This is a genomic window from Aeromonas aquatilis, assembly GCF_054052405.1.
The window spans coordinates 1-25,043 of record NZ_JBSTYP010000023.1; the positions used below are offsets into that span (position 1 = coordinate 1).

Annotated in this window: 23 protein-coding genes and 3 pseudogenes; 8 read left to right on the plus strand and 18 right to left on the minus strand. The window is 61.2% G+C overall.

Annotated features, from left to right (window positions below; translation table 11 throughout):
• Positions 1 to 86: 86 nt before the first annotated feature.
• Positions 87 to 518: pseudogene (locus ACW5W8_RS10895) on the plus strand (response regulator); the annotation flags it as partial.
• Positions 519 to 608: 90 nt separating this feature from the next.
• On the opposite strand, the gene ACW5W8_RS10900 reads toward ACW5W8_RS10895, so the two are convergent.
• From ACW5W8_RS10900 to ACW5W8_RS10935, 8 genes are all read right to left on the minus strand, one after another.
• Positions 609 to 1,550, minus strand: a complete 942-nt coding sequence (locus tag ACW5W8_RS10900) for a SanA/YdcF family protein (RefSeq protein ID WP_498627867.1) — start codon at positions 1,548 to 1,550, stop codon at positions 609 to 611.
• 224 nt (positions 1,551 to 1,774) lie between these two features.
• Entirely contained in the window at positions 1,775 to 3,202 is a 1,428-nt protein-coding gene (gene menE / locus ACW5W8_RS10905) for an o-succinylbenzoate--CoA ligase (RefSeq protein ID WP_498627869.1), read from the minus strand.
• Positions 3,195 to 4,124, minus strand: a complete 930-nt coding sequence (menC, locus tag ACW5W8_RS10910; protein ID WP_498627870.1) for an o-succinylbenzoate synthase — start codon at positions 4,122 to 4,124, stop codon at positions 3,195 to 3,197. Before menC ends, menE begins: the two co-directional genes overlap by 8 nt.
• Positions 4,124 to 4,984 (minus strand): 1,4-dihydroxy-2-naphthoyl-CoA synthase, encoded by an 861-nt coding sequence (gene menB, locus ACW5W8_RS10915; protein ID WP_498627872.1) that lies wholly within the window; start codon positions 4,982 to 4,984, stop codon positions 4,124 to 4,126. The genes menC and menB overlap by 1 nt, the downstream gene beginning before the upstream one ends.
• On the minus strand, positions 4,977 to 5,102 hold the full coding sequence (locus ACW5W8_RS10920; RefSeq protein ID WP_258224330.1) for a hypothetical protein: 126 nt from the start codon (positions 5,100 to 5,102) through the stop codon (positions 4,977 to 4,979). Before ACW5W8_RS10920 ends, menB begins: the two co-directional genes overlap by 8 nt.
• A complete protein-coding gene (gene menH, locus ACW5W8_RS10925) occupies positions 5,095 to 5,892 on the minus strand; it encodes a 2-succinyl-6-hydroxy-2,4-cyclohexadiene-1-carboxylate synthase (protein WP_498627874.1) in 798 nt (265 codons plus the stop codon). The genes ACW5W8_RS10920 and menH overlap by 8 nt, the downstream gene beginning before the upstream one ends.
• Entirely contained in the window at positions 5,852 to 7,564 is a 1,713-nt protein-coding gene (gene menD / locus ACW5W8_RS10930) for a 2-succinyl-5-enolpyruvyl-6-hydroxy-3-cyclohexene-1-carboxylic-acid synthase (RefSeq protein ID WP_498627941.1), read from the minus strand. The genes menH and menD overlap by 41 nt, the downstream gene beginning before the upstream one ends.
• A 77-nt stretch (positions 7,565 to 7,641) precedes the next feature.
• Entirely contained in the window at positions 7,642 to 8,964 is a 1,323-nt protein-coding gene (locus ACW5W8_RS10935; protein WP_498627876.1) for an isochorismate synthase, read from the minus strand.
• 208 nt (positions 8,965 to 9,172) lie between these two features.
• On the opposite strand from ACW5W8_RS10935, the gene ACW5W8_RS10940 reads away from it, so the two are divergent.
• Together ACW5W8_RS10940 and ACW5W8_RS10945 are read left to right on the plus strand one after the other, a co-directional pair.
• Complete coding sequence (locus tag ACW5W8_RS10940; RefSeq protein ID WP_005363134.1) at positions 9,173 to 10,078, plus strand: 1,4-dihydroxy-2-naphthoate polyprenyltransferase; 906 nt, start codon at positions 9,173 to 9,175, stop codon at positions 10,076 to 10,078.
• Between the two features lie 106 nt (positions 10,079 to 10,184).
• Positions 10,185 to 10,400, plus strand: a complete 216-nt coding sequence (locus ACW5W8_RS10945) for a DUF6500 family protein (RefSeq protein ID WP_498627879.1) — start codon at positions 10,185 to 10,187, stop codon at positions 10,398 to 10,400.
• 70 nt (positions 10,401 to 10,470) lie between these two features.
• On the opposite strand, the gene ACW5W8_RS10950 is transcribed toward ACW5W8_RS10945, so the two are convergent.
• Positions 10,471 to 11,865: a PepSY-associated TM helix domain-containing protein gene (locus tag ACW5W8_RS10950; protein ID WP_498627881.1), complete on the minus strand. Its 1,395-nt coding sequence runs from the start codon at positions 11,863 to 11,865 to the stop codon at positions 10,471 to 10,473.
• 269 nt (positions 11,866 to 12,134) lie between these two features.
• Between ACW5W8_RS10950 and ACW5W8_RS10955 the strand changes: the two genes are divergently transcribed.
• Positions 12,135 to 12,542, plus strand: a complete 408-nt coding sequence (locus ACW5W8_RS10955; RefSeq protein ID WP_498627882.1) for a hypothetical protein — start codon at positions 12,135 to 12,137, stop codon at positions 12,540 to 12,542.
• A 27-nt stretch (positions 12,543 to 12,569) separates the two neighbouring features.
• Here ACW5W8_RS10955 and ACW5W8_RS10960 read toward each other — a convergent pair whose 3' ends face one another.
• Both ACW5W8_RS10960 and dbpA read right to left on the minus strand, forming a co-directional pair.
• Entirely contained in the window at positions 12,570 to 12,860 is a 291-nt protein-coding gene (locus tag ACW5W8_RS10960) for a YkgJ family cysteine cluster protein (protein ID WP_005335921.1), read from the minus strand.
• Positions 12,861 to 12,949: 89 nt separating this feature from the next.
• Complete coding sequence (gene dbpA, locus ACW5W8_RS10965; RefSeq protein WP_498627885.1) at positions 12,950 to 14,329, minus strand: ATP-dependent RNA helicase DbpA; 1,380 nt, start codon at positions 14,327 to 14,329, stop codon at positions 12,950 to 12,952.
• Positions 14,330 to 14,870: 541 nt separating this feature from the next.
• Between dbpA and ACW5W8_RS10970 the strand changes: the two genes are divergently transcribed.
• On the plus strand, positions 14,871 to 16,076 hold the full coding sequence (locus ACW5W8_RS10970) for a NupC/NupG family nucleoside CNT transporter (protein WP_498627886.1): 1,206 nt from the start codon (positions 14,871 to 14,873) through the stop codon (positions 16,074 to 16,076).
• Between the two features lie 65 nt (positions 16,077 to 16,141).
• Here the strand turns inward: ACW5W8_RS10970 and ACW5W8_RS10975 are convergent, their stop codons facing one another.
• A complete protein-coding gene (locus ACW5W8_RS10975; RefSeq protein WP_498627942.1) occupies positions 16,142 to 16,642 on the minus strand; it encodes a metal-dependent hydrolase in 501 nt (166 codons plus the stop codon).
• Between the two features lie 125 nt (positions 16,643 to 16,767).
• Positions 16,768 to 17,217, minus strand: coding sequence for a YaiI/YqxD family protein (locus tag ACW5W8_RS10980; protein ID WP_335817697.1), 450 nt, complete (start codon positions 17,215 to 17,217; stop codon positions 16,768 to 16,770).
• A 140-nt stretch (positions 17,218 to 17,357) separates the two neighbouring features.
• On the opposite strand from ACW5W8_RS10980, the pseudogene zntB reads away from it, so the two are divergent.
• Positions 17,358 to 18,322, plus strand: a pseudogene (gene zntB / locus ACW5W8_RS10985) (zinc transporter ZntB).
• A gap of 13 nt (positions 18,323 to 18,335) precedes the next feature.
• On the plus strand, positions 18,336 to 18,848 hold the full coding sequence (locus tag ACW5W8_RS10990) for a mechanosensitive ion channel domain-containing protein (RefSeq protein ID WP_005354921.1): 513 nt from the start codon (positions 18,336 to 18,338) through the stop codon (positions 18,846 to 18,848).
• A 62-nt stretch (positions 18,849 to 18,910) separates the two neighbouring features.
• Here the strand turns inward: ACW5W8_RS10990 and ACW5W8_RS10995 are convergent, their stop codons facing one another.
• From ACW5W8_RS10995 to lpxL, 4 genes and pseudogenes are all read right to left on the minus strand, one after another.
• Positions 18,911 to 19,159: a hypothetical protein gene (locus ACW5W8_RS10995; RefSeq protein WP_042057543.1), complete on the minus strand. Its 249-nt coding sequence runs from the start codon at positions 19,157 to 19,159 to the stop codon at positions 18,911 to 18,913.
• Between the two features lie 106 nt (positions 19,160 to 19,265).
• The gene (locus tag ACW5W8_RS11000) at positions 19,266 to 19,838 is read right to left on the minus strand and encodes a DNA-J related domain-containing protein (RefSeq protein WP_498627887.1); all 573 of its coding nucleotides are present in this window, start codon (positions 19,836 to 19,838) and stop codon (positions 19,266 to 19,268) included.
• A 169-nt stretch (positions 19,839 to 20,007) separates the two neighbouring features.
• Positions 20,008 to 20,517: pseudogene (locus ACW5W8_RS11005) on the minus strand (MltR family transcriptional regulator).
• 311 nt (positions 20,518 to 20,828) lie between these two features.
• Entirely contained in the window at positions 20,829 to 21,752 is a 924-nt protein-coding gene (lpxL, locus tag ACW5W8_RS11010) for an LpxL/LpxP family Kdo(2)-lipid IV(A) lauroyl/palmitoleoyl acyltransferase (RefSeq protein WP_498627888.1), read from the minus strand.
• Positions 21,753 to 21,956: 204 nt separating this feature from the next.
• Here lpxL and hldE point away from each other — a divergent pair, with 204 nt between their 5' ends.
• Positions 21,957 to 23,384 carry a bifunctional D-glycero-beta-D-manno-heptose-7-phosphate kinase/D-glycero-beta-D-manno-heptose 1-phosphate adenylyltransferase HldE gene (hldE, locus tag ACW5W8_RS11015; RefSeq protein ID WP_498627890.1) on the plus strand — a complete coding sequence of 476 codons (1,428 nt, stop codon included), beginning with the start codon at positions 21,957 to 21,959 and terminating at the stop codon, positions 23,382 to 23,384.
• 117 nt (positions 23,385 to 23,501) lie between these two features.
• Here hldE and tolC read toward each other — a convergent pair whose 3' ends face one another.
• The gene (gene tolC / locus ACW5W8_RS11020) at positions 23,502 to 24,824 is read right to left on the minus strand and encodes an outer membrane channel protein TolC (protein WP_498627891.1); all 1,323 of its coding nucleotides are present in this window, start codon (positions 24,822 to 24,824) and stop codon (positions 23,502 to 23,504) included.
• Positions 24,825 to 25,043: the final 219 nt, after the last annotated feature.

Consider the following 25,043-nt stretch of genomic DNA (forward strand, 5'->3'; position numbering starts at 1 on the left):
TGTTGAAAGGCTGGGGTATCCATGATGGTAGACCTCAAGGTGATGGCCTACTTCAAGCTTAGCCTTTCAACACGTAATTGGGACATAGCCAAACTATTCTGGTGGTGGACGACTCGGCCTTTATCCGCAAGATGATCGAGACCACCCTGCGTACCGCTGGCTACAACGTGATCACGGCCAAGGATGGGGGAGAGGGGCTGGAGATGATGACGGATTTCGATCGTCTGGCCCAGGAGGAGAGAATGCCGGTGACCGGCTTCGTCAATGCGGTGATCACCGATGTGGAGATGCCGCGCATGGATGGCATGCACCTGCTCAAGCGGCTGCGGGATACCCCCTCCTACAAGGAGATGCCCATCGTGATGTTCTCCTCCCTGATGAGCGATGACAACCGCCAGAAAGCGCTGCAACTGGGGGCGAACGATACCATCACCAAGCCCGAGATAGGGCGCATGGTGGGGATGATGGATCACCTGCTGCTGGGGATTGCCCCGCCATCACCAGCCAACAACATTTAATGTCGGATTACCCGACCGCAGAACGGCCACTCCGACAGGGTGGCCGTTCTTTTTGGGCGGGCTAACCCGGATAGCCGGGAATCTGGTTTATCAGGAGGAAGAGCCGGCGCTGGCAGCGGAAGGGGCTAGTGGTAAAGTGGGCAAGAGCGCGGTGGGGGCCTTGGCGGCGGCTTCTGCCACGGGTTTGACGGGCGTGACCGGTTCAGTCGCCGCTGCGGATACAGCAGGAGTGAGTTGCTCAGTCACGGCCGAGGCAGATGGGGTCGCCGACTCGGTGGCAACCGCGGCCGATACCGCCGCTGGCTTGGTCTTATCCACGGCTGGTTTGTGCTGTTTGAGGCAGGGTTGCAGGCTGCCGATGGTGCTCAGTGACTGGCAAGGCACAGGCAGACCGATGGGGACCGGTGCCCCGAGGAACTTGGGCCCCTTGTCCAGTACATAGAGGTCGAGCAACCCCATCAGGCGGGCAAAAACTTCCCGCACCCGGGTGCGGATCCCCTGATAGGCGCTGGGATCCTCGGCATTAAAGCCGACCGCGTCGATACCGAAATGGCGGGCGATGAAAATGGCCCGCTCGTTATGAAAGCCCTGGGAGACCACGGTAAAGCGCTCTTGGCCGAACACTTCCTTGGCGCGAACCACTGAGTCGAGGGTGCGGAATCCGGCGAAATCCATATAGATGGCGGAGGCGGGGATGCCCGCCTTGATCAGGGCGCGGCGCATCTGGCGTGGCTCGTTGTACTGCACGGTAGCGTTGTCACCGGAGACGATGATGAAGTCCACCTTGGCATTGTTGTAGAGCTCGGCAGCCGCCTTGATGCGGTATTTGAAGTAGTGGTTGGGGCCGCCACCGGAGAGATATTTGGAGGTACCCAGCACCACCGCAACCCGGTTGTAGGGCACCTTGTCCACCCGATCGTAGGTGTAGTGACGGGCATCCGAGACGATCCACTCGCTGTAGCCCAGCAGCATGGCAATCAGGGTCAGCAGCAAAACAAGGCAGGCGAGGAGGATCTTGGCAAACTTCTTCATGCGCGGTGCGGTCAGGGTCTGAAGTTGGGAGTGGCTATCGGCATTCTATTACAACTCGGCCGCTGGCGTCAGGCTTGATAACGGGCGGGCACCTCATTCGGGCAGAGGTTGTCGCAGCAGAGGCGGGAGTGCGGGAAGATAACGTTAGGGGCTGCGGTGGCCGCTCACCTCGGCCACGGTGCTTGTTATCCTTTCAGGACAGACCCTGAATGGCGGCAAGCGTCTCACTCAGACGTTTTGGGCATGACTGTTTGCAACCGGGCAAGCTGGCCCAGTCGTTGGCGGGAAGGTTTGAGATTACCGCCGAGATCGGGCCAGGGGAGCCACTGGTCGGGCACCATAAAGCCGGGCAGGGTGTTGCGGATCCAGGCTGCCAGTTCGGGGTTGGGAACCGGTTCGCCGTGCCAGTCGATAAAGGCGGCGGGGCGTTGCCCCCACTCCTCGCTCGGTACCGGCACCACCAGCGCCTGGGCGACAGCGGGATGATCCACCAGTCGCTGCTCGATGGTCTCGGGCTGGATGTTTTCGCCACCCGAGATAAAGAGGTTATCGAGCCGTCCTTCTACCAGCAGTTCCCCTGCCGCAGTGAACCTCCCCTTGTCGCGGGTATGAAACCAGCCCTCGTCATCGAGGGGTCGTTCCAGCTCGCCATCTCGGTAGTAACCGGCAAACAGGGTGGCACCGCGCACGCAGATCTCCTGCTCCCTGATGCACACCTCCCGTCCCGGTAGCGGGCGGCCGACCACACCGGCATTGCCGGGGACCGCGGTGCAGACCTGACTGCCCATCTCGGAGAGACCATAACTCACCTTGGGTTCGAGCCCCATGGCGCAGAGGCGGCTCACCAGCGGCTGCGGGATGGCGGCGCCACCGAGCAGTAGCTCACGAAGGCGGGTACGGGCGGGGTCAAAACCCTCTGCCAGCAGGCGCCAGAGCTGGGTTGGCACCAACGAGAGGTGAGTGATGGGCTGGCACTCCAGCCGCTCCTTGAGGGAGCGTTCACGTTGATCCAGCACCAGCGTGGCACCCGCCAGAAAGACCCGAAACAGGATGGCGTAGCCGCCGACATGGAACAGCGGCAGGGAGAGCAGCCAGCCGCAGGCCTCATCGAGGGGAATAAGGGTGGCAGAGCCGCGTGCCGAGGCCAGGTGGTTGCAGAGCCGGTGCACCACAGCTTTCGGCGTGCCGCTGGAGCCCGAGGTGAGGATCATGTTGTTGAGCTGGGTCGATTCCAGCTGCCACGCTTCCTCGCTTGCTGGCAGTTCGCGCGTGAAGTCGAGCTGCAAGGGCTGCCAGTTGCCTGCCGGGATCACCCCTGCCGACCAGAAGGCATCGGCATCGAGTTGCACTGCCAGCTCGCGCTGCTTTTCGAGAGGAAAGGCGGGGTTGAGCGGGCAGAACACCACGCCGCTGCGCACGCAGGCCCATGCCAGCAGCACATCTTCCAGCGCACCGCGCACCACTGCAGCCAGATGATCGCCACGACGCACTCCGGCTTGTTTCAGCTGTTGGCACAGGCTGTTGATGCGGGCATCGAGTTGGCGGTAACTGAGAGGCGAGGCGGTGTGGATGGCAATGCGGTTCGGGGCTGAGATTGCCCGGTGGCGTACCGGGCAAGGTGTCTGTTCGGGTGAACGGGAGGGGTCAATCACGGTAATACAGTTGCTCCAGTCGACTCAGGTCCGGTTTGCCATCTTCCCCCAGCAGGTTGCCCGCCATCCAGCGGCGGGTATCCAGCCCCGGCGCCTGTTCCGGTGCCCACTCGCCAGCCAGATGAAAGAGCTGGTTCAGGCCCAGATCCGATTCGAAGCAGGAGGAGATGATCACCTTGAGCCGAAGTTCGCGGGCGCGGGCGATCAGCGCTTCGCAGTTGGCGAGTGAACCGAGCAGGGTAGGCTTGAGCACCAGGGCGCGCAGTTGCGGGATCGGCTCCCACGGCTTGCCTTGTGCCAGCAGTTCGTCCAGCGCCACCGGCATGCCGGTGCGGTTGGCGACAAAGGCGATGTCGGCAAAGTCGGCGCAAGGGTCTTCCAGATACTCGATGCGATTCGGGTCGAGGTGGCCACAGAAGGTCCATGCCTCCTCGCGGGTCCAGCCCTGGTTGGCATCCAGCACCAGCTTGAGGGAGGGGAGACGATCGCACAGCAGGCGGATCAGCGCCAGCTCGTCACGCATCGGGTAGCGCGCCACCTTCAGCTTGGCCTTGCCGGGCGTGCGGTGCAGCCACTCTTTCCAGTTGCGCAGCAGCTCCTGGGGGGAGCCTTGAATGAGGGGATAGGGCTCCGGTAGCGGGTTGCTCTGCGCGGGCCATGTCCGGCGTGCGCAGTCGAGGCCAAATTGCACCGACGGCAGCACAGGATTCGGGGTGTCACCGGCGGCCAGGGCCGCCAGCGTGGCAAGGGCTTCTGCCTCTGCCTGTTGCAGACTCTCTTTCGAGAAGCCGGGCAGGGGGGCAATTTCCCCCCAGCCGTCGTTGATGCGCAGCAACAGCCCCTCTCGCGCCACCTCCACCTTGCCGTGAAAGGTCAGTGGCTGGGTAAAAGGCAGTTGATAGCGATACAGGGCTAGTGTCATCAGGGGTTCCGCTTGTATTTGGAGAAGTCGGGGCGACGCTTTTCGTTGAAGGCGTTACGGCCTTCCTGACCCTCTTCGGTCATGTAGAACAGCATGGTGGCATTGCCAGCCAGCTCCTGCAACCCTGCCTGACCATCACAGTCGGCATTGAGGGCCGCTTTCAGGCAGCGCAGCGCCATCGGGCTGTTCTGCAGCATCTCGCGGCACCAGCGCACGGTTTCGCGCTCCAGATCCGCCAACGGCACGACAGTGTTGACCAGACCCATGTCGAGGGCTTGGCTCGCATCGTACATGCGGCAGAGGAACCAGATTTCGCGGGCCTTCTTCTGGCCGACGATGCGAGCCATGTAGGAAGCACCCCAGCCGCCGTCGAAAGAGCCGACTTTCGGACCGGTCTGGCCAAACTGGGCGTTGTCGGCGGCGATGGTCAGGTCACACATCATGTGCAGCACGTGGCCGCCACCGACCGCGTAACCGGCCACCATGGCAACCACAGGTTTCGGGCAGGTGCGGATGTCGCGCTGGAAGTCGAGCACGTTGAGGTGGTGAGTCCCCTCGTCATCCCGGTATCCACCGTAGTCGCCACGGATCTTCTGGTCGCCGCCGGCGCAGAAGGCTTTCTCGCCAAAACCGGTCAGGATGATGGTGCCGATATGATCGTCATAACGGGCATCGGCCAGCGCTTGCAGCATCTCTTTGACGGTGCGGGGACGGAAGGCGTTGCGCACCTGGGGACGGTTGATGGTGATCTTGGCAATGCCATCGTTGGACTTGTGATAGAGGATGTCCTCGTAACCGGCGGAGCAATCCTGCCACTCAACAGGAGCGTACAGTTCCGCTTCCGTCATTGCTTCAATCATGGTTTTTTCCTTCTGATCTGGGAGAGTGCAGTTGAGCACCGAGTTGAACACTAAGTTGAGCAATCCCGGCATGTTGAACAGGTGCATACAGTTCAGCTTCCGTCATTGCTTCAATCATGACTCGTCTCTTCTTGTTGGTTGACCCACTCCGCGAGGAGTCGGGCAAAGTGATCGGGCTGATGGGCGTGCAGATTATGGCCGCCATCCAGCACCAAGTGGTTGATTCTGCGATGCTGGTTCGCCAGCTGGCAAGCCAGCTGATGGAATTTGTGATCCCGCTTGCCACTCACATAAGTAACCGGCAGCTGGCTCGCCATGAGCCAGGGGGCGAGATCCGGCTGTTTGCCGAGCGAAGTGGCGCGCAGCATGGTGGCGATGCCCTGACCGTCGTTGCCAAGGCGTTTGGCGATCTGACGGGCGCGGGCCGCATCGTCAAGATCGGCAAACACCCCTTGCCGATACCAGTCTGTCAGCACGTCAGCCAGGGGCTCGCGCTCGAAACGCTGCGCCCAGCGTTCATCATGCTGGATGCGGGCGGTCCGTTCACCGGCTGGTAGCCCCGGATGGCAGTTCTCCAGCAGCAGCCCCCGTAGCCCGGCGGGCTCGCGGCTGGCGTGATAGAGGGCCAGTCGCCCCCCCAGCGAGTAACCCGCCAGCAGATAGCGTTCAATATTGCGGCTGGCCAGCTCGGCGACCAGCCACTGGTGGCTCTGCTCAAAGTCGCTGACGGTGAGAGCGCGATGCTGGCCGTGACCCGGCAGATCGAGGGCAATGCAGTGGATGGCGGGCAGCCGGTCGATGACCGGTTGCCAGTCGCCGCTATCCCCCAGCAGACCGTGCAGCAGCACCAGCGGTACATTTGCATCCTTATTTGCCACGGATGGCAGCCCCCAGCGCCTTGAGATCATCGGCCACCTGCTCGCTCGGTACCCGGATCTCGATCAAGGTAACGCCATGTTGGAGGGCAGCGCGGTAATCCTGTTCGAACTCGGGCAGGGTGGTCGGCGCCCGATAGGCGAGACCAAACATGGCGGCAGCATGTTCAAAACTGAGGCCGTGGGGCAGCCGGTAGTAGCTCTCCAGTAGCTCCCCTTCGGTGGGCACCGGCAACATACGAAAGATGCTGCCGCCATCGTTGTTGAGCAGGATCACCACCAGCGGTCGGCTCGCCTTGCTGAGCAGGGCGAGGCTGTTGAGATCGTGCAGGGCGCTGAGATCCCCAAGCAGCAGGGTGGTGGGATCATCACTGCCTGGCTCGAGCGATTGGGCAAACCCGTAGGCGGTGGAGATCAGGCCGTCGATGCCGGAGGCGCCACGGTTGGTCATCACCCGGCTCGGCCCCTTGCCCGTTTCGCCGAGCATATCCATCAGTCGGGCTGGCATGCTGTTGCCGACAAACAGTTGCCCTTCGATCAGGCGGTTGAGGCGATGGCAGACCCCAAGCTCGGAGAAGTGCTCGCAGGCAGCGGCGATCTGCTGGCTGGCGTTGTGTTGCAGCTCGGCCAATGTGTGCCAAGGGGCTTGTGTGGTGACCGGATGGGCCGCAGCAAAGGTGCTGGCACTGCAGAGCAGCCGGTTGCGCAGCCGGTAGTCGGGATCGAGCCGCGCCGGTTGCGGATCCACCAGCCAGTAATCCTGCCATGAATGCTGTTTGATGAACTGGCCGAGCCGCTTGGAGACAAGCCGCGCGCCAAATTGCAACAGCACCTCGGCGCGGCCCAGCTCGGCGATGAATTCAGAGTCGTTGAGTGCCATATCCATGTGGATGAGGTTGCGACTATCGAAGCGGACCTGGCTCTGCAGGTCCGCCAGCAGCGGCCAGCCGAGTTGCTCCGCCAGCGCGGCGGCGGTCTGTGCCTGCTTCGGGTCGGTAATGCGACCAGCCACAACGATGCCGCGCTGTTGCCGAAAGCTTTCCCATTCCGCCTGGGGTGGGCAGGTCGGCTCGCTTTGCTGCCACGGGCTCCAGGGCTTATGCGAGCCGAGCCAGTCACCGAGGGGGGCCAGATAGTCGGAGAAATCCTGATAGTGCTCGCCCGGATAGAGGGGCTCGGGGTACATGCAGTTGAAGTGCACCACTCCGGGAGTGAGTGCCTGTTTGGCCAGCGCCTGATCCACCGAACTCAGCACAAACGCCGCCGGAATGGTCGGGGTGGGGCTCGGCAGGTTCTGCTGATAGACGGGATAGCGGCCGAAGATCCCCTGCTGGTCGATCGCCTGATTGGCGCCGTTGTCGATAAGTTCGTGAGGACGATCGGCGGAGAGAATAATCAGCGGCACGCCGGTGAGCTGTGCTTCTGCCACGGCGGGCCAGAGGTTGGCTACCGCGGTACCCGACGTCATGATCACCGCCACCGGCCGCTTGCTCCCCTTGGCCAGCCCCAGCGCCATAAAGCCGAGACCGCGCTCGTCAAAGTGCAGGTGACGACGAAAGCCCTGATGGGCGGCGGCGGCCATGGTCAGCGGCGCGGAGCGGGAGCCGGGGGCCAGCGCGATGTCGCGCACCCCGAGGCGAAAGAGCTCCTCCAGCAAGAGGGAGGACCAGACGTGGTTGAAGGTGGCGTGCTGGCTCGAAAACAGGGGGCAGGCAAACTCTTCGCTGGCAGGCTCTTTACGGGTGGGCATAGGGGCTCTCGTAGCGTGAAAAGGGTGAATGACTATCCCAGCAGGGAGAGCACATTGGCGATCTTGTTGTCGAGTTCGGCCCACTCGGCGACAGGCTCGGAACCGGCGACAATACCGGCACCGGCAAACAGGGTGACGCTGCCCGGCTGAATGCGGGCGCTGCGAATGGCGACCGAGAACTCGGATGTCTCCCGGCTCAGCATGCCGCAGGCACCGGCGTACCAGCCCCGATCATAGGGCTCTAACTCGCGGATAAAGGCGAGCGCTGCCTCGCGCGGGGCACCACCCACCGCCGGAGTCGGGTGGAGGGCATCGAGCAGCTGCCAGTCGCAGACCCCGGGCTTGAGCTCGGCTTCGATATCGCACTTGAGGTGCTGCAGCAGCCGCAGTTTGAGAATGCGCGGTTCGGTCAGGGTGGCGTCGTGGGCCAGCGGTGCCAGTCGGCTGAGGATGTCGGCGTGGACCAGCCGGTTCTCCAGCCGGTTCTTGCTGTCGGCCAGCAGTTCGGCGGCCAGTTGGGCATCCACTTCTTCATCGCCGGAGCGGCGAATGGTGCCCGCCAGCGCCTCGGTAAAGAGGTGGCGATCTTCCCGGCGGTAGAGCCGCTCGGGGGAGCAGGCGATAAAAGCCTGCTCGGGGGAGAATTGAAAACCGAAGTGGAAGCAGTCCTGGGCATGGCGGGCCCACTGGTCGAGCATGGCCCAGGGATTGATATCCGCATCATGGTTCGGACTGGTCAGCAGGCTCTCCCGCGACAGCACCACCTTGGGAGTGTGGGCCTGAAAATCGGGGGCGGTGACGCGCTCCACCAGCGTCTGCCACTGGGCGGCGCCGGGGCAATCCTGTCGCTGCCAGGGCTGCTTTTGCAGGGCGGGCAGCGGAGCTTCCGGGTGCAGGGCATCGAGGGCGGCTTCGGCCGCCTGCAGTTCGGCCTCGAGATTGTCGTCATCCAGCCAGAGGTTGAGGCAGAGGCTGACGCACTCGCCACGGCGCACCAGCTCGATGCGGGGCAGCACGAAACGGCAGGGGCCAAACCCTTGCCAGCCGGATTGGGCCGGATCAAACGCCAGTCCGCCATAGTAGCGGGGGCTGTCGTCATGATGCTGGTTGGCTGTGTTAGTGCACACCTGCTTGATGGCGTGCGGCTCGGTCAGTTCATGGATGGCGCCCAGCGCGACATACTCGGGACGATCCTCTCCACGGGCCTGCCAGTAGATGCGGGGATAGAGGGTTTGCGCCGCGAGCCAGCCCAGAAAGGAGCGGATCTCGATGGCCACTCGCAACCGCACGAAGCCGCTGACGTTGCTGTGACGCAGGGCGTCCAGTTGTTGCTTGATATGGGTCTGAGCCAACATGGATTCTTTTCTGAGCCGGGTAGTAACGAGCGATCCGCTAGCAGGATGCCGTAGGTTTATGCCAAAGGGCGATGATTTCCTATATATTATCTGCCCATTCGTCCATGTAAATCGCCCGAGGGAGTTTCACTCTCCGGGGCCAAGTATACCCAAATCCGGTTCGATAACCCTTAACACGATCAATATCCGATTGTTTGGCCATCACAATATGACAAATACCTTCTCTGTTTGGTTGCTGGCGGCGCGTTTGCGAACACTGCCGCTCGCCTGCTCTTCCATCCTGCTGGGCTCGGGGCTGGCTGCCAGTCGTGGCGCCTTCGATGGCACCATCATGGCGCTCTCGCTGCTGACCGCCATCCTGCTGCAGATCCTCTCCAATCTGGCCAACGATTATGGCGATGCGGTTTCCGGCGCCGACAACGGTGAGCGGATCGGCCCGCAGCGGGCGGTGGTCTCCGGCCTCATCACCAAAAAGCAGATGTGCGTGGCGATGGGGCTGACCGCGCTGGCGGCGGTGGCCAGTGGCCTGCTGCTGCTGGGCTGTGCCTTCGGCGGCCAGTGGCTGCAGATTTTGGCATTTGTAGTGCTGGGTGGCGCGGCCATTGTCGCGGCGGTGACCTACACGGTCGGCAAGACTCCCTACGGCTATCGCGGGTTTGGCGATATCTCGGTGTTCTTATTCTTCGGTCTGTTGGGGGTGCTCGGCTCCTACTACCTCTTCACCAAGACGCTGGAGTGGGATCTGCTACTGCCCGCCACCGCCTGTGGCCTGCTGGCCACCGCCGTGCTCAATATCAACAATGTGCGCGACATCGAGACCGACGCCGCCAGCGGCAAGATCACCCTGGCGGTGCGCCTTGGCCGCAACCGCGCCATCGCTTATCACTGGGTACTGCTGGGGGCGGCGCTGCTGGCGACTATTGCCTTTATCCTGATTCAGCCCGCCAGTTTCTGGCCGTGGATCTTCCTGCCCGCCATGAAGCCCCTCAGCGATGCGGCCAAGACCCTGCGCGAAAGCTACGATGGCGAGGTGCTGACCGGTTCCCTCAAGAAGACAGCCATCAGCGCGTTTCTCTTCAGCCTGCTGCTCTCCATCGGGTTGGCGCTCTCCTGATGAGCGACCTGCTTGTTGTTATGTGAAACGGGCTCCCGAGGCGGGAGCCCTTTTTGTGTGCCGATGCGACGCGTTGGTACTGAATCAGTCAGACAGGAAGGCTGCCATGCGTGCATCACTCAAACAGAAAATCATTCAGGTATGCCAGCAAAAAATCGCCCAGAAGGGGGAGACGGTCGGGCTCTCCTTTTATGCTTTTTTTGCCAATCGCAATAACGATCCTGATTTGTTGATGGAGGCGGCGACCTGGTGGATCCAGACCCACAAGCTCGATCACTTTGAGAAGGCCAAGAAAATTCTCTTGTTGGTCGAGCAGGAGTGATAGTCGGCTGCCATGAAGCAGAGAGGGCTCCCAAGCGGGAGCCCTCTCTGTTGGTTAATGATGTTATCGACTAGCTGGCGCGAGCCACCCTGAGGGGGCGGCGGGAGAAGAGCAGGGTATCCAGCAGCCAGATGGCGACCATGGAGGCGCCCACCAGCGGGAAGGCGATCCCCAGCAGGATAAGCAGGGCGATGGCACCGCGCATCGGCGGGAGTTTGGCAGGCAGCGGCGGCGCGGCGAGACGGCCCTGCGGACGGCGGCACCACCAGATCCAGAGGCCGCTCACGGCGCTGGCCAGCACCATCAGACAGATGATCAGCATGGCGAGCTGATGGGGCCAGCCGTAGAGCTTGCCCATGTGCAGCATGACGCCGCTCTCCACCGTCTTGGCGACCGAGCCGTAATCCTGCCAGCGCACATCGGCCAGCACCTTGCCGCTGTATTGATCGATATGCAGGGTGGCGTCGTTGCGTGGATCGTCGGCAAACAGGGCGATGGTGTAGACGCCGGTATCACCGACCGGCGGGGTGATGCTGTAACCTGATTTGACCCCCCGCTCACTGGCGATCTCGACCACCCGTTGCAGCGCAATACGGTGGCTTGCCATCACCATTCCCTCGTGCTCGCCGTGGTTCATGGCGCCGTGATCGTGCCCCTCATCAACCGGCTGCGAGCTGGGCATGGGAGTGTTCTCCACCGCCCAGGGGACGGTCTGCTCGTGGGCCTGATTCAGGCTGCGGGCCAGCGGCGCCGATTTGGGCACCTCGTTCCACATGGCGGCGGGGAAGCGGTTCCAGACCGCAGCAAACTGATCGCCCCAGAAACCGGTCCAGGTCATGCCGCTCAACAGCAACAACAGCAGGAAACCGGCGCCCCAGAAGCCGACCACGGCGTGCAGATCCCGCCACCAGAGGCGGCCACGTTGGTTGACTCTGGGCCATAGGATGCCGCCTACCCCGGGCCCCTTGCGTGGCCACCAGAGATAGATGCCGCTGATGAGCAGCACTATCCCCCAGCCGGCAGCCAGCTCGATCAGCCGATCCCCCGTGGTGCCGAGCAGCAGCTCGGCGTGCAGAGAGCGGGCTACCGCTTGCAGATTCCACTTGTTATCCATGGTGCCGAGTAGGGCGCCGCTGGCGGGATCCATAAACAGGGTCAGTTCCTGTTCACCCCGATTGACGATGAACTGAGCGCTCAGGTCGGGAGCGGCAGGCGGCAGATATTTGCGCAGGCTGGCGTCCGGCATGGCCATCATCGCCTTGGCCAGCAGCTGGTCGGCACTCAGGGTCTGGCTGGCGGAGGTGACCTTCATCAGCTCTGGGTACATCAGGTTGTCGAGCTGGGGTTTGAACAGATAGACGATCCCGGTCAGTGACAGCAGGATCAGGAAAGGGGCGACAAAGAGACCGGCGTAGAAGTGCCAGCGCCAGATCCGTTGGTAATGGTTAGAATCCCTGCTTTTCATTGCCCGTCCTTGTTGAGAGTGTTCAAACGTTTCTGTAGGTGGAAGGTTTGTGGTGGCGCGGATAATAGCAGCAACGTTTCGTTAACTGCAATCACACATTTTGGCTATTCGTCTGACCATGCGAGACGATGCCGCCAGCGGGATATTCGCGACATAACCCGCTCGGGAAGGGCTGGAGGGAGACTGGATTTACCTGGACTTTTTCATATAAATTATTACGTTATGGTAACAATCAGATTTCGGATGCCAATGAAAAGAGGGACGCAAGGATGCAGCCGCACGGTCAATTCGAGATGGAACGCAGGGGACAGATGATGATCTGTCGGCCGAGCGGCCCCTTCAATCTGGCAGGCGCCATGGCCTATGAGGCGCGTTTTCATCACGAACTGGCCGGTCTGATGGATGGCCCCTGGGGGATTGTCGAGGTCGCGACCGAGTTCGAAGCGGCCGGGCCCGAGGTGCTGGCCCGTTTTCGTCGCCAGTTTGGCTGGTGTGCCGAGAGTGGCTGTCAGTTTCTGGCGGTGGTCCTGGCGGGGGGCTTCAAACGCTATCTGGCGGATAACATCTTCAAGGGATTGCCCTTTCGGGCGGTGCGTTACTTCGAGCAGGAGGCGGCCGCCATCCAGTGGCTGGGGGAGCAGCTCAACACCGCTCCCTGTGAACCTGCGAGCGCTTGACGACCCCGCATTTTGGCTGGCTCGGGTTTACTCCAGCTTGATAAACCACTTGTCCCGTTCGTCAACGCAGTCGGGCTCACCCATTTCGAATTCGCGGCAGATCAGCGGCCGTACCTCGTAGATACGGCACATCATGGTGTTGCGGTCGAGGGCGGCGCACCAGCCATCGTCCAGCCGGCGCATAACCGGTATCTCGCCATCCCGTTCCAGTACATAACGGTCCGGCACGCCGGTATCGGTAAAGAGCATCACTTCGAGGCGGCAGCAGCAGGCTTCGCAGTTCTGGCAGCTCACATCGGTTTGGATTGCTTGGGTCATGGTGCCTGTCTTGCCGCATGGCGGCATCGGAGATATGAAACAGGCGCCTGTCAGGCGCCTGTGGTCTGGCTAACGGCTTGCAAAGAACCTTAGCCCAGTTTGCGGGCGCGGTAGCTGCGACCCTTGATCTTGCCTTCCTGCAACCGCTTGAGGGCGGCGCTCGCCACGCTGCGCTTCACGGCGACGTAGGAGTACTGCTCGGAGATCTGGATCTTGCCCACATCGGCACCGGCAATGCCGCCTTCACCGGTCAGGGCGCCCAGAATGTCACCGGCCCGCACCTTGGTCTTGCGGCCTGCATCGATGGAGAGGGTCACCATCTGCGGGGCGATCGGCTTGATGTCGCGGCCGATGCTGTCGAGATCTCCCAGCGGCATCGGAGCCTGCTGGTACTCTTCGATAAAGTTGACGCGCTGGGCCTCGTTCGGCTGATAGAGACTCAGGGCCAGACCTTGCTGGCCGGCACGACCGGTACGGCCGATGCGGTGCACGTGCACTTCCGGATCATAGGTCAGCTCGTAGTTGATGACGGCGCCCAGCTCCTTGATGTCGAGGCCGCGGGCCGCCACGTCGGTGGCCACCAGAATGGTGGCGCTGCCGTTGGCAAAGCGCACCAGCACCTGATCCCGCTCGCGCTGTTCCAGATCGCCGTTCAATGCCAGCGCCGAGAAGCCCTTGGCAGCCAGATGGTCGGCCACGTCGTTACAGGCGCGCTTGGTGTTGCAGAACACCACGCAGGAGCTGGGTTGGTAGTGGCTCAGCAGCCAGGTGAGGGCATCGAGGCGCTGACCAAAGGGGACTTCGTAGAGCTTCTGTTCGATGGCGCTGCCTTCGTGCAGGGACTCGACGCTCACCTCGACCGGATTGCGCTGCACGCCACGGCTCATCTGGGCGATCCCTTCCGGATAGGTAGCGGAGAACAGCAGGGTCTGGCGGCGCTCGGGGGCATAGCTGATGACCCGGTTGATGTCTTCGCCAAAGCCCATGTCCAGCATGCGATCCGCTTCATCCAGCACCAGCGTTTCCAGGCTCGAGAGCTCCAGTGTGCCCTGCTCCAGATGCTTGAGAATGCGGCCCGGGGTGCCGACGGCGATGTGGGCGCCAAAGCTCAGGGTGGCGGATTGCGGTGCAGTCGGGGTGCCGCCGCACAGGGTCACCAGCTTGACGTTGGGCAGGGCGCGCGCCAGACGACGGATCTCGGTAGCCACCTGATCCGCCAGTTCGCGGGTCGGACAGAGCACCAACGCCTGTACGTCGACACGGTTGACGTTGAGGCGGGAGAGCAGGCCGAGGGCGAACGCAGCGGTCTTGCCGCTACCGGTTTTTGCCTTGGCGATCAGGTCTTTGCCTTCGAGCACCAGGGGCAGGCTCTGGGCCTGGATCGGGGTCATCTGCAGGTAACCCAGGCTGGTGAGGTTCTCTTGCAGGGCGGGGGAGAGATTGAGGCTGCTAAATTCGCTGTTGTTCACAAAAGGACTCTATTTCGGAGAAAACGGGGATGCGCGAGCGCTAAGGCCGCGCATCATACCAGAATGTGGCACCGGATGTGGCGGATTTTTGAACGGCTGACCAGCAGGCCGCAGGTTGGGTTCATTTGTTGCCAAACTGCGCACACTAATAACAGAAAATGCGATAAAGACTGTTTTTCAAACACGCACCCAATTATTTATCGCAGATAAACGTTTTCCGTTTTCAGTATTTCAATATAATGACTGGAAAATATTCTACGAGCAGCTGTAGTACCACATGGCGTGTTGCGAAAATGCTACTTTAATATTTTCAAAAAACATTAAAACGGCGCCATCATTGCCCAACATGATGTTTTAAAAGGATTTATGTTATCTGTGTTGTGTGATTAATATCAGCTCATTGCGTAATTAATTTAAAAACGTTTGTATCATCCTGCATCCATAATATTGCGCGGGATTGTGATGGCTATCTGATTTTTAAATGTGCAAATGTCTATGATGGCGCCGGTCAAAAATTACAATTTACTCAGGTGCTACAGGTATGGAATACGTTCACTTTGTGCTCGGACTGGTGATGGTCCTCGCTCTCTCTCTGCTGGCTAACCGCCACAACTGGAAACAGATCAAACTGCGTTATATCGGCCAACTGCTGGTGGTCGAACTGGCGCTGGCCTGGTTCATGCTGAACTCCGAAGTGGGTCTGGCCGTGGTGGGTGGCTTCGCGGCCGGTTTCACCAAGTTGATGGAGTTTGCCAAACAGGGTACCGACTTTGTGTTCGGTGGCCTGGTCAACGAAGGGGCCTTCTCCTTCTTCCTGATGGTGCTGATGCCCATCGTCTTCATCTCCGTGCTGATCGGTATCCTGCAGTACATCCGTCTGCTGCCGCTGGTGATCCGCGGTATTGGCACCGTGCTGGCCAAGATCAACGGCATGGGCAAGCTGGAGTCTTTCAACGCCATCAGCTCGATGATCGTCGGTCAGTCCGAGAACTTCATCGCCCTCAAGAACACCCTGCCGCACCTGAACGAGAAGCAGATGTACACCCTGGCTGCGACCGCGATGTCGACCGTCTCCATGTCCATCGTCGGTGCCTATATGCAGCTGATCGAGCCGCGTTACGTGGTCGCCGCGCTGGTGCTCAACATGTTCAGTACTTTCGTGGTGCTCTCTCTGATCAACCCGTACGAGCCGGATAACTCCGTGACCGACATCAAGGCCATTGCCGAAGGTGACGAGCACCACACGCCGAAGAAAGAGAACTTCTTCGAGATGCTGGGCGAGTACATCATGGCCGGTTTCTCCGTCGCTGTTATCGTTGCCGCCATGCTGGTGGGCTTCATCGCCCTGATCGCGCTGGTCAACTACCTGTTCGAGATGGCATTTGGCGTCAACTTCCAGTTCGTCATGGGCTACCTCTTCTACCCGATCGCCTGGATCCTGGGTATCCCGAGTGGTGAAGCGCTGCAAGCCGGCTCCATCATGGCGACCAAGCTGGTGACCAACGAGTTCGTGGCGATGATGGATCTGGGCAAGGTGGCTGCCGAACTCTCTCCGCGCACCGTCGGCATCCTCTCCATCTTCATGGTCTCCTTCGCCAACTTCAGCTCCATCGGCATCATCGCCGGTGCGGTAAAAGCGCTGAACGAAGAGAAGGGCAACATGGTTTCCCGCTTCGGTCTGAAGCTGGTCTACGGTTCTACCCTGGTCAGCCTGCTCTCTGCTGTTATCGCTGGCATCATGATCTGATCCTCTAGTGGTTCGCACCACTGCTTGGGCCCCTGACCTTGTCAGGGGCCTTTTTTGTTTCTGGCTTACAGGCGCCAGCCGCACCACCAGCCCGCCACCAGCAGGGTGAGGGTGCAAAAGCCGGTTTCGATGGCGCCGCCACTGCGCAGCGGCCAGCCCGGCAGGCGGTAACGGCGTTTGATGGGCCAGAAGAGCGGAATGCCCGCCGGGGTGAGCCAGTCCCCCAGCAGATGGCTGAGGTAGCCGACGATAAGCGCATCCTTGACCCCCATGGGCAGGGTGCCCGGCGGCAGGCTCTGGTTAAGCCCCCAGACGGCAGCCGCAACCGCCAGCAGACTGTGGGTGAAGCCACGATGGCCGAACAGCCGCGACAGAGGTTTCGAGAGCCACGGCAGGCGCTGCCCCAGCACCGATTTGGGGTGGTCGAGGTCGGGCAACAGGGCGCTGGCCAGCGCGGCAGGGATGGTCTGCCACAGGCTGGCATCGGCCAGTGCCGGAGTGAGCTGCAGTTTATGGGCGATCAGGGTGCAGGTAACGGAAAACAGCAGGTGCCCTTGGGCGGTCATGATGATTACGGCGTGGACAAGATGGCGGCGCATCTTACCAGCCTGACGGTTGTGGTCAGCTCTTATTTTAAAAATCAGGATGTTACGGCGAAAAAGCGCCCAGGTAGGGCGCCTTTAGGGTCTCTTTACAGCTTGCCTTTGATCAGCCACTTGTCGAGGGCGTTGGCGAAACGCTGTTTGTCAGCGGCATTGAAGGGGGCCGGACCGCCGGTCTGCACGCCGGCCGAGCGCAGCTCTTCCATAAAGTTGCGCATGCCGAGCCGCGCCTTGATGGTCTCGCGGGTGTAGATCTCGCCGCGGGGATTGAGCGCCTCGCCACCGGCATCGATAACCCAAGAGGCGAGGGGGATGTCGCCGGTGATCACCAGATCGCCGGGCTGAACCTGCTGGGCGATGACATGATCTGCCACATCGAATCCCTTTTCCACCTGCTGGGTTTTGATGAAAGGCGAGGGGGGCACTCGCAACCCCTGATTGGCCACCAGGGTGGTGACGACCTGGGCGCGGTGGGCGGCGCGGTAGAGGATCTCCTTGACCGGAATGGGGCAGGCATCGGCATCAACCCAGATGGGCATGGCATGGTTTCCTGTAGTGAAAGCGGATGTAAAACGAGAGCGGCCATGTTAACACAGGCCTCCCCTTCCCCGCGCGGGGCTGAGTCGGCACCGCCTTTGGTGTAAGCTGGGGCCAGCACATGAAACGAGAAGGAGACGAGATGGATCGGGTGCCCGGTGAAGTGATTTATGCCCTGACCCTGGATGGCAAGGGTGGCATGACGCCGCTGATGGCGGGAAGCGAAGTCTCGGCGGCGCATCCCGGCTGGCTGCATCTGGATTACGGCAATCCCGATTCGGCGCGCTGGCTGTTGCAGACCCCCTTGCTCAGCGAGGCGGCCAGGGAGTCGCTGCTCGGCCAGAGCAATCGTCCCAAGCTGGTGCGGATGGGGGAGACGGTGCTGCTGATCCTGCGTGGCATCAACCACAACAAGGATCACAGGCCCGAAGAGATGGTGGCGCTGCGTATCTTCATCACCCCGGATCTCATCATCAGCAGCCGTCGTCGTCCGCTGCTCTCCGAGCAGGATGTGTTCAACCAGCTCAAGCTGGGGGCGGCGCCAATACCCCGGCCGACTGGCTGGTGGAGATCTGCGATGCCCTGACCGATCGGGCGGGGGAGTTTGTCGAGGAGCTGCACGACAAGATCCTCGATCTGGAGGAGATGGTGCTGATGCGCGACATGCCCGCCAATGGCCGGCTGGCGCTGATCCGCAAGCAGCTCATCATGATCCGCCGCTACCTCTCCCCCCAGCGGGATCTGGTGGCACGGCTGGCCAACGAGAAGATCAGCTGGCTGGATGAGGATGATCGCCGCCGTCTGCTCGATATCGCCGACCGGCTGCGGCGCTGGCTCGATGACCTCGATGCCGGGGTGGCACGTACCGCCGTGCTGGCAGACGAGATCAACAATCTGATGGCAGAGGCGACCAACCGCCGCGCCTACCAGATGTCGGTGATGGCGCTGCTCTTTTTGCCTGCCAGCTTCCTGACCGGCCTGTTTGGCATCAACCTCGGCGGTATCCCCGGGGCCGAGAGCCCGACCGCCTTCTGGGTTTTCTGTGGATCCTTGGTGGCGCTGGCAAGCGGGCTGGCGATCTGGCTCAAGCACCGACGTTGGTGGTAAGGAGGCATAACCCATGTGGCAATCAATTGGCCTGACCCTGCTGCTGTTGCTGGGTCATACCCTGATCCGGCGGCTTATTCACAAGAGCCTGCTGGCACTCGGCCAGAGCAGGCAGGTGAGCGAGAACCGGGTGCTCTACGTGGCCCATGTGTTCCACTTCCTGCTCGGTTGCGCCACCTTGCTGGTGCTGGCCGGGGTATGGGGGCTCGACTTCTCCCGGCTGGTGGTGCTCGCGTCGTCCTTCTTCGCGGTACTGGGGGTCGCCATGGTGGCCCAGTGGTCGATCCTCTCCAACATCACCGCCAGCATCACCATCTTCTTCGCCTTCCCCTACAAGATTGGCGACCGGATCCGCATCCTCGACAAGGATGATTCGGTCACTGGCGTCATCACCGAGATTGGCCTCTTCTATGTGCGGGTGCGTGATGACAACGGCGATCTGGTCACCTATCCGGCCAACCTGATCCTGCAAAAACCGGTCAGGAAGCTGGAGGGCAAGGTGGCGGAACCGCTGCAACCGGAATAGACAGTAACCGGAATAAGAAAAAGGCTCCTCGGGAGCCTTTTTGCTGTGTGGCCGGTGCTGATCTAGCGTTCGAAGAAGCGGTAGAGGTGCTCCACCTGCATCGGGCAGTCGGCCACCAGATGCACATGTTCGCGGGCCTGATCGACGGTGCCGAAACTGACCGGGCAGCCGAGGGTGTCGGTCAGCTCGTAGAGGGCGCCATCCTTGCCTCTGAATTCGATGAGCCAGCCGGGAATGGCCACATCGTGGAGTATTTCGGCCTCTTGCAGGATCTGTTGCTGATAGAGCTTACGAAGTTCACTGACTGTCATGATGCTCTCCTGTGGGGAATATCCAGCTCCAGTCTATGCCTGCTCTTTATATGCGGCAACAGTGGTGCGGTAACTGCGGGTCGGCAACAGAAAGGCGGCAACGGGATCATCCCCGCAGGCACTGCCAGGCCCAGCGGATACGGATAAAGGTCTCGGCATTGCCGCCCCGATCCGGATGGTGTTGCAGTGCCAGCTCCCGCCAGCGGCGGCGGATCGCCTCCTGACTCGCCCCCTCATTCAACTCGAACAGGGTTAGCGCCTCGGCTTTGTGCCCCTCACTGTCATAGGCGCGCCAGAAGCGGTTGAGCAGGGCCTCCACTTCGGCACGGTCGGTCTGCCAGAACACCTGCCAGTCGAGATAGTAGCTGCGCAGCGCCTCGCCCCGTTCGAGTGCACTCCCCGCATCAGCATTGGAAGCAAGCGGTTCGAGGCGAATATCCAGGGTGCTGATCACCAGCCACCAACCCTCTTGCCAGAGATCGGCCTGCAACTGGTAGAGGGCGTTCATGATCAGGAAGTTGACCCGAAACAGCTGGATCTGCTCGTCGTCGGCCAGCCGGGGGATCGCTCCCTGCTGGCGCAGAGCAGCCATCAGTTCATGCACCTTGTAGCTGCCCGCCGCCTGCTGCAGCAGCACCAGCAGCGGGGCGATCAGCGGGTTGGCGCTCTGGTCGCTCATGGGGTGCGATTCCTCCGGATGAGAGCTGTGGTGACTGCTGGGGCCACCGTACAGGCGAGGGGGTGATGAGTCAGAGTGACATCTGCCAGAGGTCGGAGCAAGACGCAGTGGCCCGCGCGGTGCAGAAAAAGACCGCCAGCAGGCGGTCATGTCATTTCATGTGGCCGGATTAGATGGGGCTCTCCTTGTGGAGCTCGCCGACACAGTCGGCCAGCGCCAGTACCAGTGCGGAGCGCACCATCTGATCGAGCCGGTTGAGCTGCATCTAATCCTCTTCGTTGGCAGGGGGCTCCAGCTTCATCATGCCGCCCTGATTGACCCCGTGCAGGCGGTCGAGCAGATCGCGGATCGGCTTGTCGCTGAAGCGGTAATCCTTGGGGTCGCGCACCAGAAAGTCGCGGATCTTGATATAGGCTTCGATATCCTGGTAGCGCTCGAGGGAGATGAGGCCGAGGGCGAAGATGAGCTTGAGGCGTACCTCCAGCTGGCCGAGGGGACCGCTCTGGTTGAGCAGGGGTTCGATGGCGTATTTGACGGCATACTCCTCCTGACGAAAGGCGCGTCGCATCAGGGAGTCGACCGCTTCTTCCAGGATGGTCACGGCTTCGAGAAAGAAGCCGCGAGGGCCATCCTGCTCGTTCAGTCGTTCCAGTACTTCATCTTCCTGGTGTGTGGTCATAGGTGCATTGGGTCCGGCTGACAAAGGAGAGAGTCAACCTCTCTCCCGGTTTTTATCATATGGGGCGTATTTCCTTGTGATTCAATCAATTGGAGCATCCGGTCATGCGCCGCCAGCAGGGTCATTACAGGGTTTCGTAACGGGCGACGATGAGGGCTCTTTTGCGGCTGTTCGATGGGGGGAAATGCAGGGTGTGATTGCGCTGCTGATGTTCGGGGCGCTTGCAGTGCAGTGCTGGTAGCAGATAAAAACAAACCGCCAGCAGGCGGTTTGTCGGTTTTGGCGATCTGGCCCCAGTCGGGGGCTGCGGCTTAGTAGAAACCCGCATCCTCGGGGGAGGGGCGGGTCTTGAAGCGGCGATGGAGCCACATGTACTGCTCCGGCGCCTTGCGCACGGCGGCTTCAATCTCGCGATTGGCGCGGGCGGCATCGACCATGTCATCTCCGTTCGGGTAGTCGGCAAGGGGCGCGCCGATATGCAGGGTGTAACCCTCGCTGGTGCGGATGTTGTAGCAGGGCAGGGTGATGGTGTTCTTCACCCGCGCCAGCGTGGCGGTGCCGGTGATGGTGGCCGCCTGCTCCACCGCGAAGTAGGGCACGAACACGCTGGCGTGGCTGCCGTAGTCGTGATCCGGCGCGTACCAGAGGGCGTCGCCGTTGCGCAGCGCCTTGATCATCCCCTTCACATCCATCCGGTCCACCAGATATTTGTTGGAGGCACAGCGCCCGTGGTACTGGGCATACTCCAGCACCGGGTTGGTGTTGGGGCGATAGACCCCCACGCCGGGGCGAACCAGACCGAAACAGCGGGCGTTGAGTTCAAGCGTCAGGAAGTGGCAGGAGAGCAGCAGCATGCCCTGACCTTTTTCCATGGCGGCGATGACGTGCTCTTCCCCTTCCACCTTCATAAGGTTGCGCATCCGCCAGTCTGGCCAGAACCAGGCGATCCCCACCTCGAACACGGCGCAGCCCACGCTCTCGAAGTTTGCTTTAAGCAGTTTCTCCCGCTCATCCCGGCTCAGCTCGGGCATCGCCAGCTCCAGATTGCGACGGGCAATCTTGACCCGGGACTTCAATATCCTGGCGGCGAGGCGACCGAGCTGACGGCCCAGCCACATCTGGCTGCGCCATGGCAGCAGAGTCAGCAGCCAGAGCAGGCCGAGGCCAAACCAGCTGGCCCAGTAACGGGGATGAAACAGGCGGGGCTCCAGGCGGGGAGCGTTGTCATGGGCCATGGCTAATCTCTTGTTCGCAAACACAATCGGGGGATTCTAGCCGAAAAGGGGGGGCGGGGGCGAATGGCTGTGTGCTGGTCAGAGGGGTAGCCTGCGTCCGGTTAGCGTGACAGCGGCGGCAACTGCGATCGGCTTTTTCTACACCGGATAAAAGAGTGTGATAAAATCGCCCGCTGATTTTTCAGGTTTTGAGAGTCGATACAGATGAAGATCACCCTGCCCGATTTTGAAAAAGCCCGCGTTCTGGTCGTTGGCGATGTCATGTTGGACCGTTACTGGCATGGCCCCACCGGCCGGATCTCCCCCGAGGCGCCGGTGCCCGTGGTCAAGGTTGAACACATTGAGGAGCGTCCTGGTGGCGCGGCCAACGTGGCCCTCAACTCCGCCGCCCTTGGCGCTCACGCCGTGCTGCTTGGCCTGACCGGTCAGGACGAGGCTGCCGATGCTTTGGCTGGCCAGATGGCTGGCGTCAAGGTGGCCTGTGATTTCGTTCGTCTGGCCGACTTCCCGACTATCACCAAGCTGCGGGTGCTGTCACGCAACCAGCAGCTGCTGCGTCTGGACTTTGAAGAGCCCTTCCACTCCGTCGATGCCACCCTGCTGATGAGTAAGGTCGAGCAGGCGCTGCCGAACAGCGACGTGATGATCCTCTCCGACTACGGCAAGGGTGCGCTGAACGACGTGCCCGGCATGATCCAGCGGGCCCGCGCCGCCGGTATTCCGGTGCTGGTCGATCCCAAGGGCAGCGACTTCGAGAAGTACCGCGGTGCCACCCTGCTGACCCCCAACATGTCCGAGTTCGAGGCCGTGGTGGGCAAGGTGAAGAGCGAAGAGGAGCTGGTCGCCAAGGGGCTGGATCTGGTCAAACGCTTCGAGCTGGATGCCCTGCTGGTCACCCGTTCCGAGAACGGCATGACCCTGATCCGCGAAGGTCAGCCCGAGCTGCATCTGCCGGCTCAGGCCCACGAGGTTTACGATGTGACCGGTGCCGGTGATACCGTGATCTCCACTCTGGCTACCTCACTGGCGGCAGGCAAGAGCCTGGATGAAGCCTGTGCGCTGGCCAATACCGCAGCCGGTATCGTGGTCGGCAAGCTGGGTACCTCTACCGTCAGCCCGGTCGAGCTGGCCAACGCCCTCTATACCGAGCAGGAGACCGGCTTCGGCGTCATGTCCGAAGCCCAGCTGAAAGTGGCGGTTCGTGCCGCCCGTTTGCGTGGCGAGAAGGTGGTGATGACCAACGGCTGCTTCGACATCCTGCACGCCGGCCATGTCTCCTATCTGGCCAACGCGGGCAAGCTGGGGGATCGCCTGATCGTGGCGGTCAACACCGACGAGTCGGTTCGCCGTCTGAAAGGGCCGGGTCGTCCGGTCAACCCGACCGAGCGCCGCATGGCGGTGCTGGCTGCGCTGGGCGCGGTGGATTGGGTGGTACCGTTCGGTGAAGATACCCCGCAGCGGCTGATCGCCGAGATCCTGCCGGATCTGCTGGTCAAGGGCGGTGACTACAAGCCGGAGGATATCGCCGGTTACGCCGAGGTGACCGCCAACGGCGGCGAGGTGCGCGTGCTCAACTTCGAGGATGGCTGCTCCACCACCGATATCATCAAGACGATTCGCGAGCGCAGCTAACTGCTCCACTGGCCCCGTAATCTGGCGGGGCTCACTATCGGCGGCTGCAAGCCGACAGAAATACGGATAACAAAAAGGCGACCTTGCGGTCGCCTTTTTCATGTCCGATAGCGGCTATCAGCCTTTGGCTTTTGCCGTGGCAGGCATCAGACCCTGGTTTACTTCCACCAGATCCTGCGCCTCCAGCACACCGGCAGCCTGTTTCAGGCTCAGGATATTGAGGATGTAGTTGTAACGGGCAGCAGAGAGTTTCTGCTTGGCATCGTACAGCTTGCGGGTGGAGTCCAGCACGTCGACGATGGTACGGGTACCCACTTCATAACCTGCTTCGGTCGCCTTCAGGGCGCTGTCGGCGGAGATGACGGATTGGCTATAGGCACGAACCGAGCCGATGCTGGCGTTCACGTTGTTGTAGGAGGAGCGCACTGTGCTCTGTACCGAGCGGAAGTTCTTCTCCAGCAGCTCGCTGGCGGCTACGTAGTTGAATTGGGCCTGCTTCACCTTGGAGCTGGTGGCGCCACCGCTGTAGATGGGCAGCTTGAAGGTCAAACCGATGTTGCCTTGAGAGTTTTCACTGCTCATGCCCGGCGTGTCGTTCTTGTAATCGGTATTGCTGGTCTGCAAACCGGCTCCCAGATCCAGGGTTGGCTCATGACCGGTCTTCTGCAGATCGATCTGCTCCTTGGCAATGTCCTTGCTGATGCGAGCACTGTGCAGTTGCAGGTTCTTGTCCAACGCCAGTTCCAGCCACTTGTCGGAGCCGAAGGCTGTCTTCTGCGGGCTGAAACGCTCGGTGTTGAGCACGTCCAGATTGCGATGATCGACGCCAGTCAACTCACGCAGCGTCTCATAGCTGTTGTCCAGCGCGTTCTCGGCGTTGATCTCGTCGGCCAGCGCCTGGTCACGGGACGCTTCCGCTTCATGAACGTCGGTGATGGCGGTCAGGCCCACCTCAAAACGCTGCTGGGTTTGTTCCAGCTGACGCTCTACCGCAACCTTGTTGGCACGGACGAACTCCAGGGTATCCATCGCCTTGAGCACGTTGAAATAGGCGGTGGCGCTGCGCACCATCAGGTTCTGGATCTCGAGGTTGTAGGCAACGTCATTCTGGGTTGCGCTCTTCTCGGAGATATCCAGGTTGATCCAGTTGCTGCGACGATAGATGGACTGATCCAGCGAGAGGTTGCCGCTGGCAGTGGTGCCAGTCTGGGTGTCCCCCTTGTTCTGCAGGTAGTTCAGGCCTGCCCCCAGGTTGATCTGGGGCAGCAGGGCGGCGCGGGATTCATTGATCTTCTCGAAGGCCTGGTCGCGAATGGCTTTGGACTGCAGCAACTGCGGGTCTTTGATCTGGGCTTGCTGGTAGATGTCGAGCAGGTTTTCGGCATGGGCACCGGCACTGACGCCCAGCAATACCATGACGGACAAAAGAGTTCTTTTCATAGATCGTTTTAACCTTATGTAGTAACCCAAAACGGTTGCTGGAGAGGGCAAATATTGTCACCGACCAAGCTTGATTGCAGCTTAATCACTCTACTATAAGCAAAATTTAATGCTAAGAGTCTCAGGTCCGGTGACGGGAACGTCAAGAACCGGACGCAGTTTTCTCCCCGCGCGCCTAGCCAAATGGTCTGTGGCTGCTAAAATCCACCCCTCATTGCC

Coding starts and splice junctions, on each gene's coding strand:
- ACW5W8_RS10900 (WP_498627867.1), bottom strand. CDS start 1,550: ATGAAGAAGTTTGCCAAGATCCTCCTCGCCTGCCTTGTTTTGCTGCTG.
- menC (WP_498627870.1), bottom strand. CDS start 4,124: ATGACACTAGCCCTGTATCGCTATCAACTGCCTTTTACCCAGCCACTG.
- menB (WP_498627872.1), bottom strand. CDS start 4,984: ATGATTGAAGCAATGACGGAAGCGGAACTGTACGCTCCTGTTGAGTGG.
- ACW5W8_RS10920 (WP_258224330.1), bottom strand. CDS start 5,102: ATGATTGAAGCAATGACGGAAGCTGAACTGTATGCACCTGTTCAACAT.
- menH (WP_498627874.1), bottom strand. CDS start 5,892: ATGATCTCAAGGCGCTGGGGGCTGCCATCCGTGGCAAATAAGGATGCA.
- ACW5W8_RS10935 (WP_498627876.1), bottom strand. CDS start 8,964: ATGTTGGCTCAGACCCATATCAAGCAACAACTGGACGCCCTGCGTCAC.
- ACW5W8_RS10940 (WP_005363134.1), top strand. CDS start 9,173: ATGACAAATACCTTCTCTGTTTGGTTGCTGGCGGCGCGTTTGCGAACA.
- ACW5W8_RS10945 (WP_498627879.1), top strand. CDS start 10,185: ATGCGTGCATCACTCAAACAGAAAATCATTCAGGTATGCCAGCAAAAA.
- ACW5W8_RS10950 (WP_498627881.1), bottom strand. CDS start 11,865: ATGAAAAGCAGGGATTCTAACCATTACCAACGGATCTGGCGCTGGCAC.
- ACW5W8_RS10955 (WP_498627882.1), top strand. CDS start 12,135: ATGCAGCCGCACGGTCAATTCGAGATGGAACGCAGGGGACAGATGATG.
- ACW5W8_RS10960 (WP_005335921.1), bottom strand. CDS start 12,860: ATGACCCAAGCAATCCAAACCGATGTGAGCTGCCAGAACTGCGAAGCC.
- ACW5W8_RS10970 (WP_498627886.1), top strand. CDS start 14,871: ATGGAATACGTTCACTTTGTGCTCGGACTGGTGATGGTCCTCGCTCTC.
- ACW5W8_RS10975 (WP_498627942.1), bottom strand. CDS start 16,642: ATGACCGCCCAAGGGCACCTGCTGTTTTCCGTTACCTGCACCCTGATC.
- ACW5W8_RS10980 (WP_335817697.1), bottom strand. CDS start 17,217: ATGCCCATCTGGGTTGATGCCGATGCCTGCCCCATTCCGGTCAAGGAG.
- ACW5W8_RS10990 (WP_005354921.1), top strand. CDS start 18,336: ATGTGGCAATCAATTGGCCTGACCCTGCTGCTGTTGCTGGGTCATACC.
- ACW5W8_RS10995 (WP_042057543.1), bottom strand. CDS start 19,159: ATGACAGTCAGTGAACTTCGTAAGCTCTATCAGCAACAGATCCTGCAA.
- ACW5W8_RS11000 (WP_498627887.1), bottom strand. CDS start 19,838: ATGAGCGACCAGAGCGCCAACCCGCTGATCGCCCCGCTGCTGGTGCTG.
- lpxL (WP_498627888.1), bottom strand. CDS start 21,752: ATGGCCCATGACAACGCTCCCCGCCTGGAGCCCCGCCTGTTTCATCCC.
- hldE (WP_498627890.1), top strand. CDS start 21,957: ATGAAGATCACCCTGCCCGATTTTGAAAAAGCCCGCGTTCTGGTCGTT.
- tolC (WP_498627891.1), bottom strand. CDS start 24,824: ATGAAAAGAACTCTTTTGTCCGTCATGGTATTGCTGGGCGTCAGTGCC.